Source organism: Pseudomonas sp. LS.1a, assembly GCF_022533585.1.
GTDB lineage: Bacteria > Pseudomonadota > Gammaproteobacteria > Pseudomonadales > Pseudomonadaceae > Aquipseudomonas.
Genome location: NZ_CP092827.1, coordinates 1,940,741 through 1,954,120, shown reverse-complemented (window position 1 = coordinate 1,954,120; position 13,380 = coordinate 1,940,741). Strand labels below are relative to the sequence as shown.

General features: G+C 60.8%; 11 protein-coding genes and 4 tRNA genes. 1 reads left to right on the top strand and 14 read right to left on the bottom strand.

What is annotated here, in order from left to right:
• Positions 1-84: 84 nt before the first annotated feature.
• The 3 genes from MKK04_RS08985 to MKK04_RS08975 all read right to left on the bottom strand — a co-directional run bounded on the left by MKK04_RS08985 (position 85) and on the right by MKK04_RS08975 (position 2,035).
• Positions 85-882: an acyl-CoA thioesterase gene (locus MKK04_RS08985; protein WP_207835223.1), complete on the bottom strand. Its 798-nt coding sequence runs from the start codon at positions 880-882 to the stop codon at positions 85-87.
• A gap of 77 nt (positions 883-959) precedes the next feature.
• A complete protein-coding gene (locus MKK04_RS08980; RefSeq protein WP_233688361.1) occupies positions 960-1,739 on the bottom strand; it encodes a CHAD domain-containing protein in 780 nt (259 codons plus the stop codon).
• A gap of 17 nt (positions 1,740-1,756) precedes the next feature.
• On the bottom strand, positions 1,757-2,035 hold the full coding sequence (locus MKK04_RS08975; protein ID WP_003259403.1) for a hypothetical protein: 279 nt from the start codon (positions 2,033-2,035) through the stop codon (positions 1,757-1,759).
• A gap of 178 nt (positions 2,036-2,213) precedes the next feature.
• Here MKK04_RS08975 and MKK04_RS08970 point away from each other — a divergent pair, with 178 nt between their 5' ends.
• Positions 2,214-3,254 (top strand): patatin-like phospholipase family protein, encoded by a 1,041-nt coding sequence (locus MKK04_RS08970; protein ID WP_207835219.1) that lies wholly within the window; start codon positions 2,214-2,216, stop codon positions 3,252-3,254.
• 159 nt (positions 3,255-3,413) lie between these two features.
• On the opposite strand, the gene MKK04_RS08965 is transcribed toward MKK04_RS08970, so the two are convergent.
• The 11 genes from MKK04_RS08965 to MKK04_RS08915 form a co-directional block, all read right to left on the bottom strand.
• Positions 3,414-5,285 carry a SurA N-terminal domain-containing protein gene (locus tag MKK04_RS08965; protein WP_207835209.1) on the bottom strand — a complete coding sequence of 624 codons (1,872 nt, stop codon included), beginning with the start codon at positions 5,283-5,285 and terminating at the stop codon, positions 3,414-3,416.
• Positions 5,286-5,468: 183 nt separating this feature from the next.
• Positions 5,469-5,741 (bottom strand): HU family DNA-binding protein, encoded by a 273-nt coding sequence (locus tag MKK04_RS08960; RefSeq protein WP_003259401.1) that lies wholly within the window; start codon positions 5,739-5,741, stop codon positions 5,469-5,471.
• Positions 5,742-5,893: 152 nt separating this feature from the next.
• Positions 5,894-8,290 (bottom strand): endopeptidase La, encoded by a 2,397-nt coding sequence (lon, locus tag MKK04_RS08955; RefSeq protein WP_015269697.1) that lies wholly within the window; start codon positions 8,288-8,290, stop codon positions 5,894-5,896.
• Positions 8,291-8,454: 164 nt separating this feature from the next.
• On the bottom strand, positions 8,455-9,738 hold the full coding sequence (clpX, locus tag MKK04_RS08950; protein ID WP_025338419.1) for an ATP-dependent Clp protease ATP-binding subunit ClpX: 1,284 nt from the start codon (positions 9,736-9,738) through the stop codon (positions 8,455-8,457).
• 108 nt (positions 9,739-9,846) lie between these two features.
• Positions 9,847-10,488 carry an ATP-dependent Clp endopeptidase proteolytic subunit ClpP gene (clpP, locus tag MKK04_RS08945; protein ID WP_003250240.1) on the bottom strand — a complete coding sequence of 214 codons (642 nt, stop codon included), beginning with the start codon at positions 10,486-10,488 and terminating at the stop codon, positions 9,847-9,849.
• A 91-nt stretch (positions 10,489-10,579) separates the two neighbouring features.
• Entirely contained in the window at positions 10,580-11,893 is a 1,314-nt protein-coding gene (tig, locus tag MKK04_RS08940; RefSeq protein WP_024086620.1) for a trigger factor, read from the bottom strand.
• Positions 11,894-12,139: 246 nt separating this feature from the next.
• On the bottom strand, positions 12,140-12,439 hold the full coding sequence (locus tag MKK04_RS08935; protein WP_207835192.1) for a DUF6388 family protein: 300 nt from the start codon (positions 12,437-12,439) through the stop codon (positions 12,140-12,142).
• A gap of 272 nt (positions 12,440-12,711) precedes the next feature.
• Positions 12,712-12,787, bottom strand: a tRNA-His gene (locus MKK04_RS08930).
• Between the two features lie 52 nt (positions 12,788-12,839).
• A tRNA-Leu gene (locus MKK04_RS08925) sits at positions 12,840-12,924 on the bottom strand.
• A 52-nt stretch (positions 12,925-12,976) separates the two neighbouring features.
• A tRNA-His gene (locus MKK04_RS08920) sits at positions 12,977-13,052 on the bottom strand.
• Between the two features lie 41 nt (positions 13,053-13,093).
• Positions 13,094-13,170 (bottom strand) — tRNA-Arg (locus MKK04_RS08915).
• Positions 13,171-13,380: the final 210 nt, after the last annotated feature.

Here is a 13,380-nt window from a genome sequence, read left to right as displayed (position 1 = left end):
ATCGCGCATGGCCTGAAATTTACGCGATCGCTGTGGGAGCGGCCTTGTGTCGCGAAAGGAGCGCAACGAGCTCCCCCTGCTCGGTCAGGCAAATACGGTCACCGTCTGCCGGCTCAAGGCCAGCAACTCGCCCTGCGCCGTCCTCAAGGTAGCAGCGGCATGCCCATAACCATCCCGCGCATATTCGGTTTCCACGCAGTAACGGCACCAGTCCAGGGTCGACAACTGCGGGGTGGGCTGCATGAATTCGATGGTCCAGGTCAACGTACTGCCGGCAGCGGGCTGCTTGAGAAACGGCATCAGGCTCGGTGGCCAGGCATCGACCAACGCCAGCAGGTGCGTCTCGTTGACCGGTTCTTCGGCCACCCCGCGCAAACGTACCCAGCCGCCCATCTGGCGCGACTGATTGCCGCTGAACGGCAACCCACCTACCGCCCAGCGCAAGGCCACATGCTGCATGAACTCCGGGGTAACGCCTTTGATATGGGGCAGCTCGGGGGCCGCATCTTCGAGCGCTTTCATTTCCGTGGCCGGCAACGCCGGTACATCAACCACTGACGGCCGCCCTGCACCGAAATTGCCCTGCACCAGGGTCACTACCTGGCCGTCCTGAACGGCGCGGCCCAGCAAGGTGCTGACTGCCTTGCCTTCACGCAGCACCTCCACGTCGAAGCGGATTGGCACATCCGCCGCGGCCGGCGCCACAAAGCTGATGGCCAACGAACGCACGGGGCGGTCATCGGAGATTTTCTGGCGCATGGCTTCATACACCATGGCCGCCATCAACCCGCCAAAGGCGGCGCGGCCCTGGGCCCAGCTGGGCGGGATACTCACCGCTTCGGGGTTGACCCGCACGGCGTCGAGCAGTTGGTTGAAATTCATTGGCCGGCTCCTGCCTGCAGCGAAAATGGTCTGCCCATCCTAGCCAGCAAACCCTTGCCGATCAGCCCGCATATCGGTCATTTCTCGGGCTTTCGCCGCGCCACCGCCTGCTGCAGGGCATCCAGCGTGTCGTCCGAATGGCGCTCGGCCTCGTGCAATTCCTGCTCCCAGGCAACTTTGCAGGGTGCCAGGTCGGCATGGTCGCGAGCCTGCAGCAGCCATTGCAGGCGATCATGCCAGTCACCCAGGTCGCTCTGGGCCTGCTTCAGCAAGCGCCGCAAATGCTTGCTCGCATGGTCGAGCTGCGGATAGGCCTCATCGCCATAGCGCGCACGCTTGATCAGCAAACGCAGGCGGTGGCGGTCGTGGGCAGGGTCCTGAAGCGCTTTGTGCAATTTGTGCCACTGTTTGACCAGGCGTTTGTCGATACGCTTTTCCAACCCTTTGACCAAGCCCTCACGGCCGGCTGCACGCAGGAACAGCGGAAACGCGTCGACAATCGCCAGCACCCGCGTCAGCTGCGGGCTGGCGGCAACACTGGCGAAGGTCCGGCCACGCCCTTCCAGGCGCCACTGCCCAGCCTCGGTAAAACCACGCCCGATCAGTTCGGCTGCCAGTACCTCACGGTCACGCAACGGCGTGGTGAGGGCACCCAACGACTTGGCGGCGTCCTCCAGCTGCTCCACCCCCGGCAGCCCACGTAGCGGCCGTAGCAGGCTGCGCAGGCGCCGCAGGGTGGTGCGCAGGTCATGCAAGGCCTCACTGTCGGTATCGGCAGCCAGGCGCTCGCGGCAGGCCAGCAGACGCACCTGCAAGGCCACGATCTGGGCAACCACATGATCGAGCATGGCAGACATTGAGAGACGCTCCCTGGTCAGCGCCCAGCGCGCGATTCACGAATGTAGAAACGGGCCTTTTCGGCTTTTCTGGTACAGCTTTCATAACCTTCGAACTGCTGCTGGGTCTTGGCCCCGGTCAGCAGCGACAAGGCCTTGGAGTAACTCACGGCACCGGCAAAGCCTTCGGCCTTGGCCAGATCCAGCTCCTTCCAGGCGGCATCCAGTTGGGTCGCACAACTCTCGCGGTAGGCCGTCTTGCCCGCGCAGCCAGCAAGGGCCAAGGCAATCAGTGGAAGGCAGATCCAGGCTTTCATCAGTAATACCTCAATGGAAAAATCGGTGGCTGTTCGACGCCCTGGCAGCTGAAAAGTGCCCTGCCCAGCCAGCTTTGCCTAGCCAGTTTTATTACAGTAGCTCAGTGCGATGTACATTGAAGCACAGGCAGCGATGGGTGCATTGTAGGACCATGGTTGCACTGGCCGGGGAATGTTCATGAGCAAACGCGTGGCACTGGTACTGGGATCGGGCGGAGCCCGGGGGTATGCACACATCGGCGTGATCGAGGAAATCGAGCGCCGCGGCTACGACATTGCCTGCATCGCCGGCTGCTCCATGGGCGCGGTGATTGGCGGCATCTATGCCGCCGGCAAGCTGGAAGACTACCGCAACTGGATCGAGAGCCTCGACTACCTGGATGTGTTGCGCCTGGTCGATGTCAGCTTTCGCCTCGGCGCAATTCGCGGCGACAAGGTATTCGGGCAAATCCGCAAGATCGTCGGCGAGATCAACATCGAGCAATTGCGCATCCCCTACACGGCGGTTGCAGCCGACCTCACCAACCAGCAGGAAATCTGGTTCCAGGAGGGCTGCCTGCACCAGGCCATGCGCGCCTCGGCAGCCATCCCCAGCCTGTTCACCCCGGTGATGCAAGGCAACCGCATGCTGGTCGACGGCGGCATCCTCAACCCGCTGCCGATCGTACCGGTGGTGTCCAGCCACTGCGACCTGATCATCGCGGTCAACCTCAACGCCACCAACCAGAAGCAGTACCAGTTACCGGTGATCGAACGCCCGGCGGCGTTCAAGATGCGTTTCGATGCCTTGCTCAGCTCGCTGGGCTCGCGCTTGCCGTTCCGGCGCAAGCCGGCGGAGGAACTGATCCGCATCGAGCAGGAAATCGTCGCCGAAGGGCTGGCGCCGCCGAACCCGTGGCTGGCCGATGCCGCCGCCCCGGAAGGCCAGCAACCGGCGGCGGCGCCGGAGCGCGAGGGCGCGCCGAAGTCGGCCACTGGCTCGTTCATCATCGACAACGTGGGGCCCGCTTCGCTGCTGGATTTGATCAACCAGAGTTTCGAGGTCATGCAAACCTCGCTGGCGCAGTACAAGATCGCCGGCTATCCACCGGATGTGCTGATCAACGTGCCCAAACGGGTGTGCCGGTTTTTCGAGTTCTACAAGGCGCCGGAGCTGATTGCTTTGGGGCGGGAGATTGCGCGGGATACGCTGGATAACTATGAAGGGGTGAAGCGCTAGGCCCTGTGCTGCCTGTGCCGGCCTCTTCGCGGGTAAACCCGCTCCCACAGGTATTGCGCCGCGTTCAAGGTCAGCGCGGTACCCGCGAAGAAGCCGGTACAGACAACAGAAACGAAACAGGCCGCACTGGGCGGCCTGCTCGTTCATGCATCCATCACCTTAGTAACGGGTGATGTCCGCCTTGGCTTCCAGCTGCTTGCGGTACGCCGCAAAGTCCTGCTGGCCAGCACGCGACGCGAGGTAGCGGCGGATCTGCTGCTTCTCTTCGTCGGTGGCAGCAGCGCCTTCGTTGACACCCTTGAGCTGCAGTACCACCAGGCTACCGTCACGCAGCACCACGCTGCCATATACCGGCTTGTCCTTGGCCTGCGGCTTGCCCAGGCGGAACAGCGCCTGCAGCTCGGCCGGGTCGATACCGTCCTCACCACGGGTGACTGCTTCATAGGCCTTCCAGCCCTGCCCTTCGTGCACGCTGCCCGCAGCGACGGAACCGTCACGCAGGCCGGCAATCAGCTTGTCCGCCTTGGCCTTGAGTTCGGCAGTTGCCTTCTCCTTGGCCAGGTGTTCGCTGATGTTCTTGGCCACGGCTTCCAGCGGCAGTTGCTCCGGCTTGCGGTGCTCCTTGACGCGCAGCACCACGGTGGTTTCCGGGTCGAGCTCGATGGCGGTGCTGTTGGCACCCTCCTCCAGCACTTCTTCGGAGAATGCGGCCTGCACTACCGAACGGTTGGCAGTGATGCCTTCGCCACCCTCGCGGCCGAAGGCTGCAGACGTTTGCACCTTCAGGTTCAGGTCCTGGGCCGGCTGGGCCAGGTCGGAAGCCTCGTAGGCGGCATCTTGCAGCTGCTTGCTGGCATCGACGTAACGCTGCTCGACCAGCGGGATCTTCAGGTCACGGGTCAGCTTGTCCTTCAGGCTGGCGAAGCTCGGCACTTCTGGCGCCTGCACGCCCAGCAGCTTGATCAGGTGGTAGCCGAACTCGGTGCGCACCGGCGCCGAGACCTGGCCATCCTGCAGCTTGTACAGCGCATCCTCGAACGCCGGGTCGTAAACGCCCGGGCCGGCGAAGCCAAGGTCACCACCGCTATTGGCAGAACCCGGGTCCTGGGAGAATTCCTTGGCCAGCGCGGCGAAGTCTTCACCCTTGGCCAGGCGCTGTTCGATCTCTTCGGCGCGGGCCTTGGCCTGGGCGTCGGTGACCTTGTCGTTGACCTCGATGAGGATGTGCGCGGCATGGCGCTGCTCGGCGAGGTTGGCGATTTCCTTCTCGTACTGGGCCTTGAGTTCTTCGTCGGTCACCTTGACCTGGTCGAAGAACGCCGACTTCTTCAGCTCGACATAGTCGATCACCACCTGGTCAGGCGACATGAACTCCTTGGCGTGCTGGTCGTAGTGCGCCTTGACCTCTTCATCGCTGACCTTGACTGCGGCCGGGTCGGCCTTGAAGGTCAGGGAGGCGAAGTCACGGGTCTGCTTCTCCAGGCGGGCAAAGGCATCGACCTGCTGGTCGGTGACGAAGCTGCTGCCGGCCAGGCCGGTGCGCAGCTGGCCAATGAGCATTTCCTCGGCGAGCATGTCGCGGAACTGCATGCGGCCATAGCCCATCTGGCGAATGACCTGGTCGAAACGGTCGGCACTGAACTTGCCGTCCACCTGGAATTCCGGCGTCTGCAGGATCACCTGGTCCAGCGCGGCCTCGGAGAAGGCAAACTTGGCATCCTCGGCGCCTTGCAGCAGCAGCTTGCGGCTGATCAGGCCCTTCAGTGCCTCTTCGCGCAACAATTTGTCATCCAGCAGCGCCGGGTCGAAATCCTTGCCCAACTGTTGCATCAGCTGACGGCGCTGCATGTCGGCTGCCTGGCTCAGCTCGTTCTGGCTGATGGTCTGGCCGTTCACCTTGGCGGCGTCCTGGCTATGGGTGGCGGCCTGGAAAATGGCTTCGAAGCCGGTCAACGCCATCAACACGACGATAAGGCCGATGATGGTCTTGGCAATCCAACCTTGTGAATTGTCCCTGATATTTTGCAGCATGCGTCCCCCAGAAACGGCTGTACCACTGCGTCGACAACCGCGGAGCGTGGGTAGAAACCTGATAAAAGAAAGGCGCATCCGAGGATGCGCCTTTTCTTAGCAAACGTGTCAGGCGGGAACGTTTGCGCCCCGCCATCACCGTGCTCGGACCTGGCAAGGCCAGGTCCGGCTGAAAGAGACGACTTAGTTGACGGCGTCTTTCAGGCCTTTGCCAGCCTTGAAGCCTGGAACCTTGGCGGCAGCGATCTTGATCGCGTTACCGGTTTGCGGGTTGCGGCCGGTGCGCTCTGCACGCTCCTTGACCGAGAAGGTACCGAAGCCAACCAGTACCACATCGTCACCTTGCTTCAGGGCGCCGGTGACGGATTCGATGACTGCGTCCAGCGCACGGCCGGCTACAGCTTTCGGGATGTCAGCAGATGCGGCGATAGCGTCAATCAGTTCCGACTTGTTCACTCTAAGTCCCCTTATTTCTCAATTGAGTTTGTTTCTAAGTATGTAATGAAAAGCTTATGAAACGTGCGCTGGGTGGCCTGATGACAATAGCGTGCCGCTTTATAGCAAGGCCCCGAAAAAACTGTCAAGGAAAGCCCCCCAGCCAAAAACTACTAATGCGTGCTGATTCTTTCCTTAGCATCGCCGTCGCGCTTTTCATCTTTCGCGACAATCTCCGGAGCCACATCTGGCAAGGGCTCCGGGGCGTATTGCAGCGCAATTTGCAGGACTTCGTCAATCCATTTGACTGGTTTGATCTGCAGATCCTGTTTGATATTTTCCGGAATCTCCTTCAGATCGCGAACATTCTCCTCGGGAATGATCACCGTCTTGATCCCGCCACGGTGTGCCGCCAGCAGTTTTTCCTTCAACCCGCCAATGGCCAGCACCTGGCCACGCAGGGTGATTTCGCCGGTCATGGCCACGTCGGCACGTACCGGAATCTGCGTCAGCGCCGACACCAGCGCGGTGCACATGCCGATACCGGCACTTGGGCCGTCCTTCGGCGTGGCGCCTTCAGGCATGTGGATATGCACGTCGTGCTTCTCATGGAAGTCGGCGGCAATCCCCAGGCTGCGGGCGCGGCTGCGCACCACGGTCTGCGCGGCAGTGATCGACTCGACCATGACATCGCCCAGCGAGCCGGTCTTGATCAGCTGGCCCTTGCCGGGGATGACCACGGCTTCGATGGTCAGCAATTCGCCGCCCACCTGGGTCCAGGCCAGGCCGGTAACCTGGCCGATCTGGTCCTGCTGCTCGGCCAGGCCGTAGCGGAACTTGCGCACGCCCAGCAGGTGCTCCAGCTGCTCGCTGGCCACCTTGACCTTGACCTGCTTCTGCCCGGTATGTTCCTTGACCACCTTGCGGCAGACCTTGGCGATTTGCCGCTCCAGGCCACGCACACCGGCTTCGCGGGTGTAGAAGCGGATGATGTCACGGATCGCCGAGACGTCGACTTCCAACTCGTCCTTCTTCAAACCGTTGGCCTTGACCTGCTTGGGCACCAGGTACTTGACCGCGATGTTGATCTTCTCGTCTTCGGTGTAGCCCGGCAGGCGAATGACTTCCATCCGGTCGAGCAACGCCGGCGGGATGTTCATCGAGTTCGAGGTGCACAGGAACATCACGTCCGAGAGGTCGTAGTCGACCTCCAGGTAGTGGTCGTTGAAGTTGTGGTTCTGCTCCGGGTCAAGCACCTCAAGCAATGCCGACGCCGGGTCGCCACGCATGTCGCTGCCCATCTTGTCGATTTCGTCCAGCAGGAACAGCGGGTTACGCACCCCTACCTTGGTCATCTTCTGGATCAGACGGCCAGGCATGGAACCGATGTAGGTACGGCGATGGCCACGAATCTCGGCCTCGTCACGCACCCCACCGAGGGCCATGCGCACGAACTTGCGGTTGGTGGCAGCGGCAATCGACTCGGCCAGCGAGGTCTTGCCGACGCCGGGCGGGCCGACCAGGCACAGCACCGGGCCGCGGATTTTCTTGACGCGCTTCTGCACGGCAAGGTACTCGAGGATGCGTTCCTTGACCTCTTCCAGGCCATAGTGGTCGGCATCGAGGATTTCCTCGGCCTTGGCCAGGTCCAGGCGCACCTTGCTCTGGGCCTTCCACGGCACCTGCACCAACCAGTCGAGGTAGGAACGCACCACGGTGGCCTCGGCCGACATCGGCGACATCTGCTTGAGCTTGTTCAGCTCGGCCTGGGCCTTGGCCAACGCGTCCTTGGGCAGGCCAGCGGCTTCGATGCGCTTTTTCAGCTCTTCGACTTCGTTGTGGCCTTCGTCGCCATCGCCGAGTTCTTTCTGAATGGCCTTCATCTGCTCATTCAGGTAGTACTCGCGCTGGCTGCGCTCCATCTGCTTCTTGACCCGGCCGCGAATGCGCTTTTCGACCTGCAGCAAGTCGATTTCGGCATCCAGCAGCGCCAGTACGTGCTCGACACGGGTCGGCAGGTCGACGATTTCGAGAATTTCCTGTTTCTGCTCGATCTTCAGGGCCATGTGCGCGGCCATGGTATCGACCAGACGCCCTGGCTCTTCGATGCTGTTCAGCGAAGACAGCACTTCGGCCGGGACTTTCTTGCCCAGCTGCACGTACTGCTCGAACTGCGACAGCAGCGTGCGCACGAACACTTCCGACTCGCGCTCGGCGGCGTCGACTTCGTCGATCAGGGAAACTTCGGCACGGATGTGCCCTTCTACTTCGCTGAAACGCTCGACAGCGCCGCGCTGCTCGCCCTCGACCAGCACCTTGACGGTGCCATCGGGCAGTTTCAGCAATTGCAGCACGGTGGCAACGGTACCGACGCGGTACAGGGCGTCCTCGCCCGGATCATCGTCGGCCGGGTTTTTCTGGGCCAGCAGGAGGATCTGCTTTTCGCCCGTCATCGCCGCCTCAAGGGCTTCGATGGACTTTTCGCGCCCCACGAACAGCGGGATGACCATATGCGGGTAAACAACGACATCGCGCAATGGCAAAAGAGGCAAGTCGAGGGTGGTCTTCATGATTTCGCCTCTACAGCGGCCTTATGGCCGGAAACCGGTGGAAATGATGCTTGGACCTAATGTGGGGGCACGCTTGGGAAATTACAAGCGCTAGCGCAGGAAAAGCAGAAAGGGGCCCGTAGGCCCCCTTCTTGCTTGCAACCGTCAACCGGCCATTGCCTGGATCAGGCGTCCGGCGCGGCCTTGGCTTGCGGCTCGCTGTTCTCGTAGATCATCAGCGGCTGCGAGGTGCCATCGATGACGCTCTCGTCGATCACCACCTTGCTGACATCCTTCTTCGAAGGAATCTCGTACATGGTGTCGAGCAGCACGCCTTCGAGGATCGAACGCAGGCCACGGGCGCCAGTCTTGCGCTCCAGGGCCTTGCGCGCTACGGCCTTGAGCGCATCGCTGCGGAACTCGAGGTCGACGCTTTCCATCTCGAACAGCTTGGCATACTGCTTGGTCAGGGCGTTCTTCGGCTCGGTGAGGATCTGCATCAACGCAGCCTCGTCCAGTTCGTCGAGGGTTGCCAGTACCGGCAGACGGCCGACGAATTCCGGGATCAGGCCAAACTTGACCAGATCGTCCGGCTCGACCTCACGCAGGGACTCGCCAACCTTCTTGCCCTCTTCCTTGCTGCGTACTTCGGCGCCAAAACCGATGCCACCCTTGGTGGAGCGGTTCTGGATGACCTTTTCCAGGCCCGAGAAGGCGCCACCGCAGATGAACAGGATGTTGCGGGTGTCGACCTGCAGGAATTCCTGTTGCGGGTGCTTGCGGCCGCCTTGCGGCGGAACCGAAGCCACGGTGCCTTCGATCAGCTTCAGCAATGCCTGCTGCACGCCCTCGCCCGAGACGTCACGGGTGATGGACGGGTTGTCCGACTTGCGCGAGATCTTGTCGATCTCGTCGATGTAGACAATGCCCATCTGGGCCTTCTCCACGTCGTAGTCGCACTTCTGCAACAGCTTCTGGATGATGTTCTCGACGTCCTCACCCACGTAACCGGCTTCGGTCAGGGTGGTGGCGTCAGCAATGGTGAACGGTACGTTCAACAGGCGTGCAAGGGTTTCGGCGAGCAGGGTCTTGCCCGAGCCGGTCGGCCCGATGAGCAGGATGTTGCTCTTGCCGAGTTCGACTTCGTCACCCTTCTTGTCACGCTGGTTCAGGCGCTTGTAGTGGTTGTACACCGCTACGGCAAGCACCTTCTTCGCGCGCTCCTGACCAATGACGTACTGGTCCAGGATACCGCTGATTTCTTTCGGCGAAGGCAATTTGTGCGCGCTGCTCTCGGCCTGGGCTTCCTGCACCTCCTCACGGATGATGTCATTGCACAGGTCGACGCACTCGTCGCAGATAAATACCGAGGGCCCGGCAATCAGTTTGCGCACTTCGTGCTGGCTTTTGCCGCAGAAGGAGCAATAAAGCAATTTGCCGCTGTCCTCGCCGTTACGGGTGTCAGTCATTCGATCGATCCAATCCGGTAGGCTTGCAACACAAGATGAAGGCAATTGCGGGCTTTTTCAAGTCCGCAGGTAGGCGCTTTCCGCGCCCACCTGCTCTGGCACCCCGGTTCAGGAGGCCAGTTGCCGCTTGTCGTAGACCGAGTCGATCAGGCCGTACTCGGCCGCGCGCGAGGCGCTCATGAAGTTGTCACGTTCGGTGTCGCGCTTGATGGTCTCGAGCTCCTGGCCGGTGTGGTAGGCCAGCAGTTCGTTCAGACGGGCCTTGATATTGAGGATTTCCTGGGCGTGGATCTCGATATCGGTGGCCTGACCCTGGAAGCCGCCCAGCGGCTGGTGGATCATCACGCGCGAGTTCGGCAGGCAGTGACGCTTGCCCTTGGCACCTGCAGCCAGCAGGAAGGCACCCATGCTGCAGGCCTGGCCGATGCAGATGGTCGAGACGTCCGGCTTGATGAACTGCATGGTGTCGTAGATCGACATGCCGGCGGTGACGGAACCGCCCGGCGAGTTGATGTAGAGATGGATATCCTTGTCCGGGTTTTCCGCTTCAAGGAACAGCAGTTGCGCCACGACGAGGTTGGCCATGTAGTCCTCTACCGGGCCAACCAGGAAGATCACACGCTCCTTCAACAGGCGCGAGTAGATGTCGTAAGCGCGTTCGCCACGGGCGGACTGCTCGATAACCATCGGGACCAGGCCGCCTGCGGCCTGGATGTCAGAGCTCTGCTGAATATAAGAATTGCGGGACATGTCCTGCGCTCACTCCCAAATAGTCATGGCTTGAATACGCACAAGCCAGCGCGAAGGCTGGCTTGTGGGGGTTTCCTACGAGAGAAGCCTGTTACTCAGCGGCGGCTGGAGCCTGTGCTGGTTTAACGGCATCTTCGTACGAGACCGACTTGTCGGTCACAGTCGCTTTCTGCAGAACAGTATCTACAACTTGTTCTTCCAGCACAACCGAACGGACTTCGTTCAGTTGCTGGTCGTTCTTGTAGTACCAGGCGATGACCTGCTCAGGCTCTTGGTAAGCCGAAGCCATTTCCTCGATCATTTCGCGAACCTTGCCTTCGTCCGGCTTCAGTTCGAACTGCTTGACCACTTCGGCGACGATCAGGCCCAGGACCACACGGCGCTTGGCTTGTTCTTCGAACAGCTCGGCCGGCAGCTGCTCAGGCTTGATGTTGCCACCGAACTGCTGAACAGCCTGCACGCGCAGACGGTTGACTTCGTTTTCCAGCAGGGCTTTCGGCACTTCGATCGGGTTGGCAGCCAGCAGACCGTCCATGACCTGGTTCTTCACCTTGGCCTTGATGGCCTGGCGCAGTTCACGCTCCATGTTCTTGCGAACTTCGGTGCGGAAGCCTTCCAGGGTCGATTCCTTGATGCCGAACTGGGCGAAGAACTCTTCGTTCAGCTCTGGCAGCACAGGAGCGGCAACGCTGTTGACGGTGATGGTGAACTCGGCGGCTTTGCCAGCCAGGTCCAGGTTCTGGTAGTCCTCAGGGAAGGTCACGTTGACAACGCGCTCTTCACCAGCCTTGGCGCCAACCAGGCCGTCTTCGAAGCCAGGGATCATGCGGCCGGAGCCCAGTACCAGCTGGGTGCCCTTGGCCGAACCACCGGCGAACACTTCACCGTCGACCTTGCCGACGAAGTCGATGTTGACCTGGTCGTCATTCTGCGCAGCGCGCTCGACGGCCTCGAAGCGGGTGTTCTGCTTGCGCAGCACTTCCAGCATGTTGTCCAGGTCGGCGTCAGCCACTTCGGCGCTCAGGCGCTCGACGTTGATCGACTCGAGGCCGCCAACGGTGAATTCCGGGAACACTTCGAAGATGGCGACGAATTCCAGGTCCTTGCCCTTTTCGAAGGACTTGGGCTCTACTGCAGGGGCGCCAGCCGGGTTCAGCTTCTGCTCGACGATGGCTTCGTAGAAGGAAGCCTGGACCAGGTCACCGAAAGCCTCTTGGCGAGCATCGGCTTCGAAACGCTGACGGATCACGCTCATCGGCACTTTGCCTGGGCGGAAGCCGGCAACCTTGGCGCGCTTGGCAGTCTGCTGCAGACGCTTGTTGACTTCGTTCTCGACGCGCTCGGCCGGAACGGCGATGGTCATGCGGCGCTCGAGAGCGGAAGTGTTTTCAACAGAAACTTGCATGGATATTCCTCGTTGCACAGACGTTAGCCGGCGTTTGCCCGACTCCAGAATCAAGGGCAAGTATTCTAGTGAGTCGCGCAGCAGAAGTCACCCCACTCGGGACGACGGGAAACCACGCCGGTCGATTAACTTTCAAGGCCCGCACGACATAGCGCCGGACCTGCTTCAATGGGGGCCGCACGACGCCCGGGGCGACCTGCAGCCGAAATACCTTGTCAAACAACTGCCACCAACGAATTCGCTTCCTTATGCAGGGTCGATTTCATTGAACTGGCAGTACTCCTCCCACTCCATCCCCAGCGCCTCGGCGACCTCGCGGTGCGTCTCCAGGCGCATGGCCTGCAGTTGCTCCGGGGTTTCGGCGATCAGTTGCAGGGCCAGCTCCCAAGGCTGGATACCCTGCTCCTCGGCCGCATCCTCGAATGCCCATTCGATCTGCTGGGCCTGCTCGCGCGGATCCAGCTCGCGGATCTCTTCGAGCAGCTGCGGATTGGCCTCGGCAAAGCGCTGTAGCGCCAGGGCCTGACGGGCTTCTTTTGCGATCATCGGGTTGTTCCTCTGCCGGCCAATTGGGCCGGTGTTTCAACCGGCTGAAATCTAACAGCTTTTATTGGGGTGTCACCAGAGGATTGCAAGGGGGAATTGCGTCGCGGTCGCTAGTTTCTGGCATGAGGTTTGTGGCGCCTGTGAGATCGAGCGCCGCGCGGGCGGCGCTCGATCTCACAGGCGCCAGAACACTCAAGACATGCACACCGCAGCCACACAACCCCAAAACAAAAAGGCGCCCGATCTCACGATCAAGGCGCCTTTCAAGAATATGGGGTGGACGATGGGAATCGAACCCACGACAACTGGAATCACAATCCAGCGCTCTACCAACTGAGCTACGCCCACCATATTGCGGTCTTGCGATGTTGCGATGTTGCGGTACAGCCTTACAGAAGCATGGTGCGGACGAAGAGACTCGAACTCTTACAGCTTGCGCCGCTGGAACCTAAATCCAGTGTGTCTACCAATTTCACCACGTCCGCGTAACGCTTAAAACAAAGGCGCCAGATGCTATCGAGGCGCCTTTGAAGAATATGGGGTGGACGATGGGAATCGAACCCACGACAACTGGAATCACAATCCAGCGCTCTACCAACTGAGCTACGCCCACCATATTGCATTACAGCCTACTTGCTTGCCAAAGCTGCCTAATGGCGCACCCGGCAGGACTCGAACCTGCGACCATCCGCTTAGAAGGCGGATGCTCTATCCAGCTGAGCTACGGGCGCTTAAGCTTGAAGCCTAACCGAACGAGACATTAACAGATAACTGCTAAACCACTCATTCTGCCCGACTTCGCCAACCAGTGCTAGGCTGTGCCCGACAAGTGCGGCGAATCTTATAGGCGAGCCTGAAAGTCGTCAACACCTTTCTAAAAAAATTTAAATTATTTAAGGGCTTAGGGGATTTGCCCGACCACCCGCCTTTGCCCTTGGCCC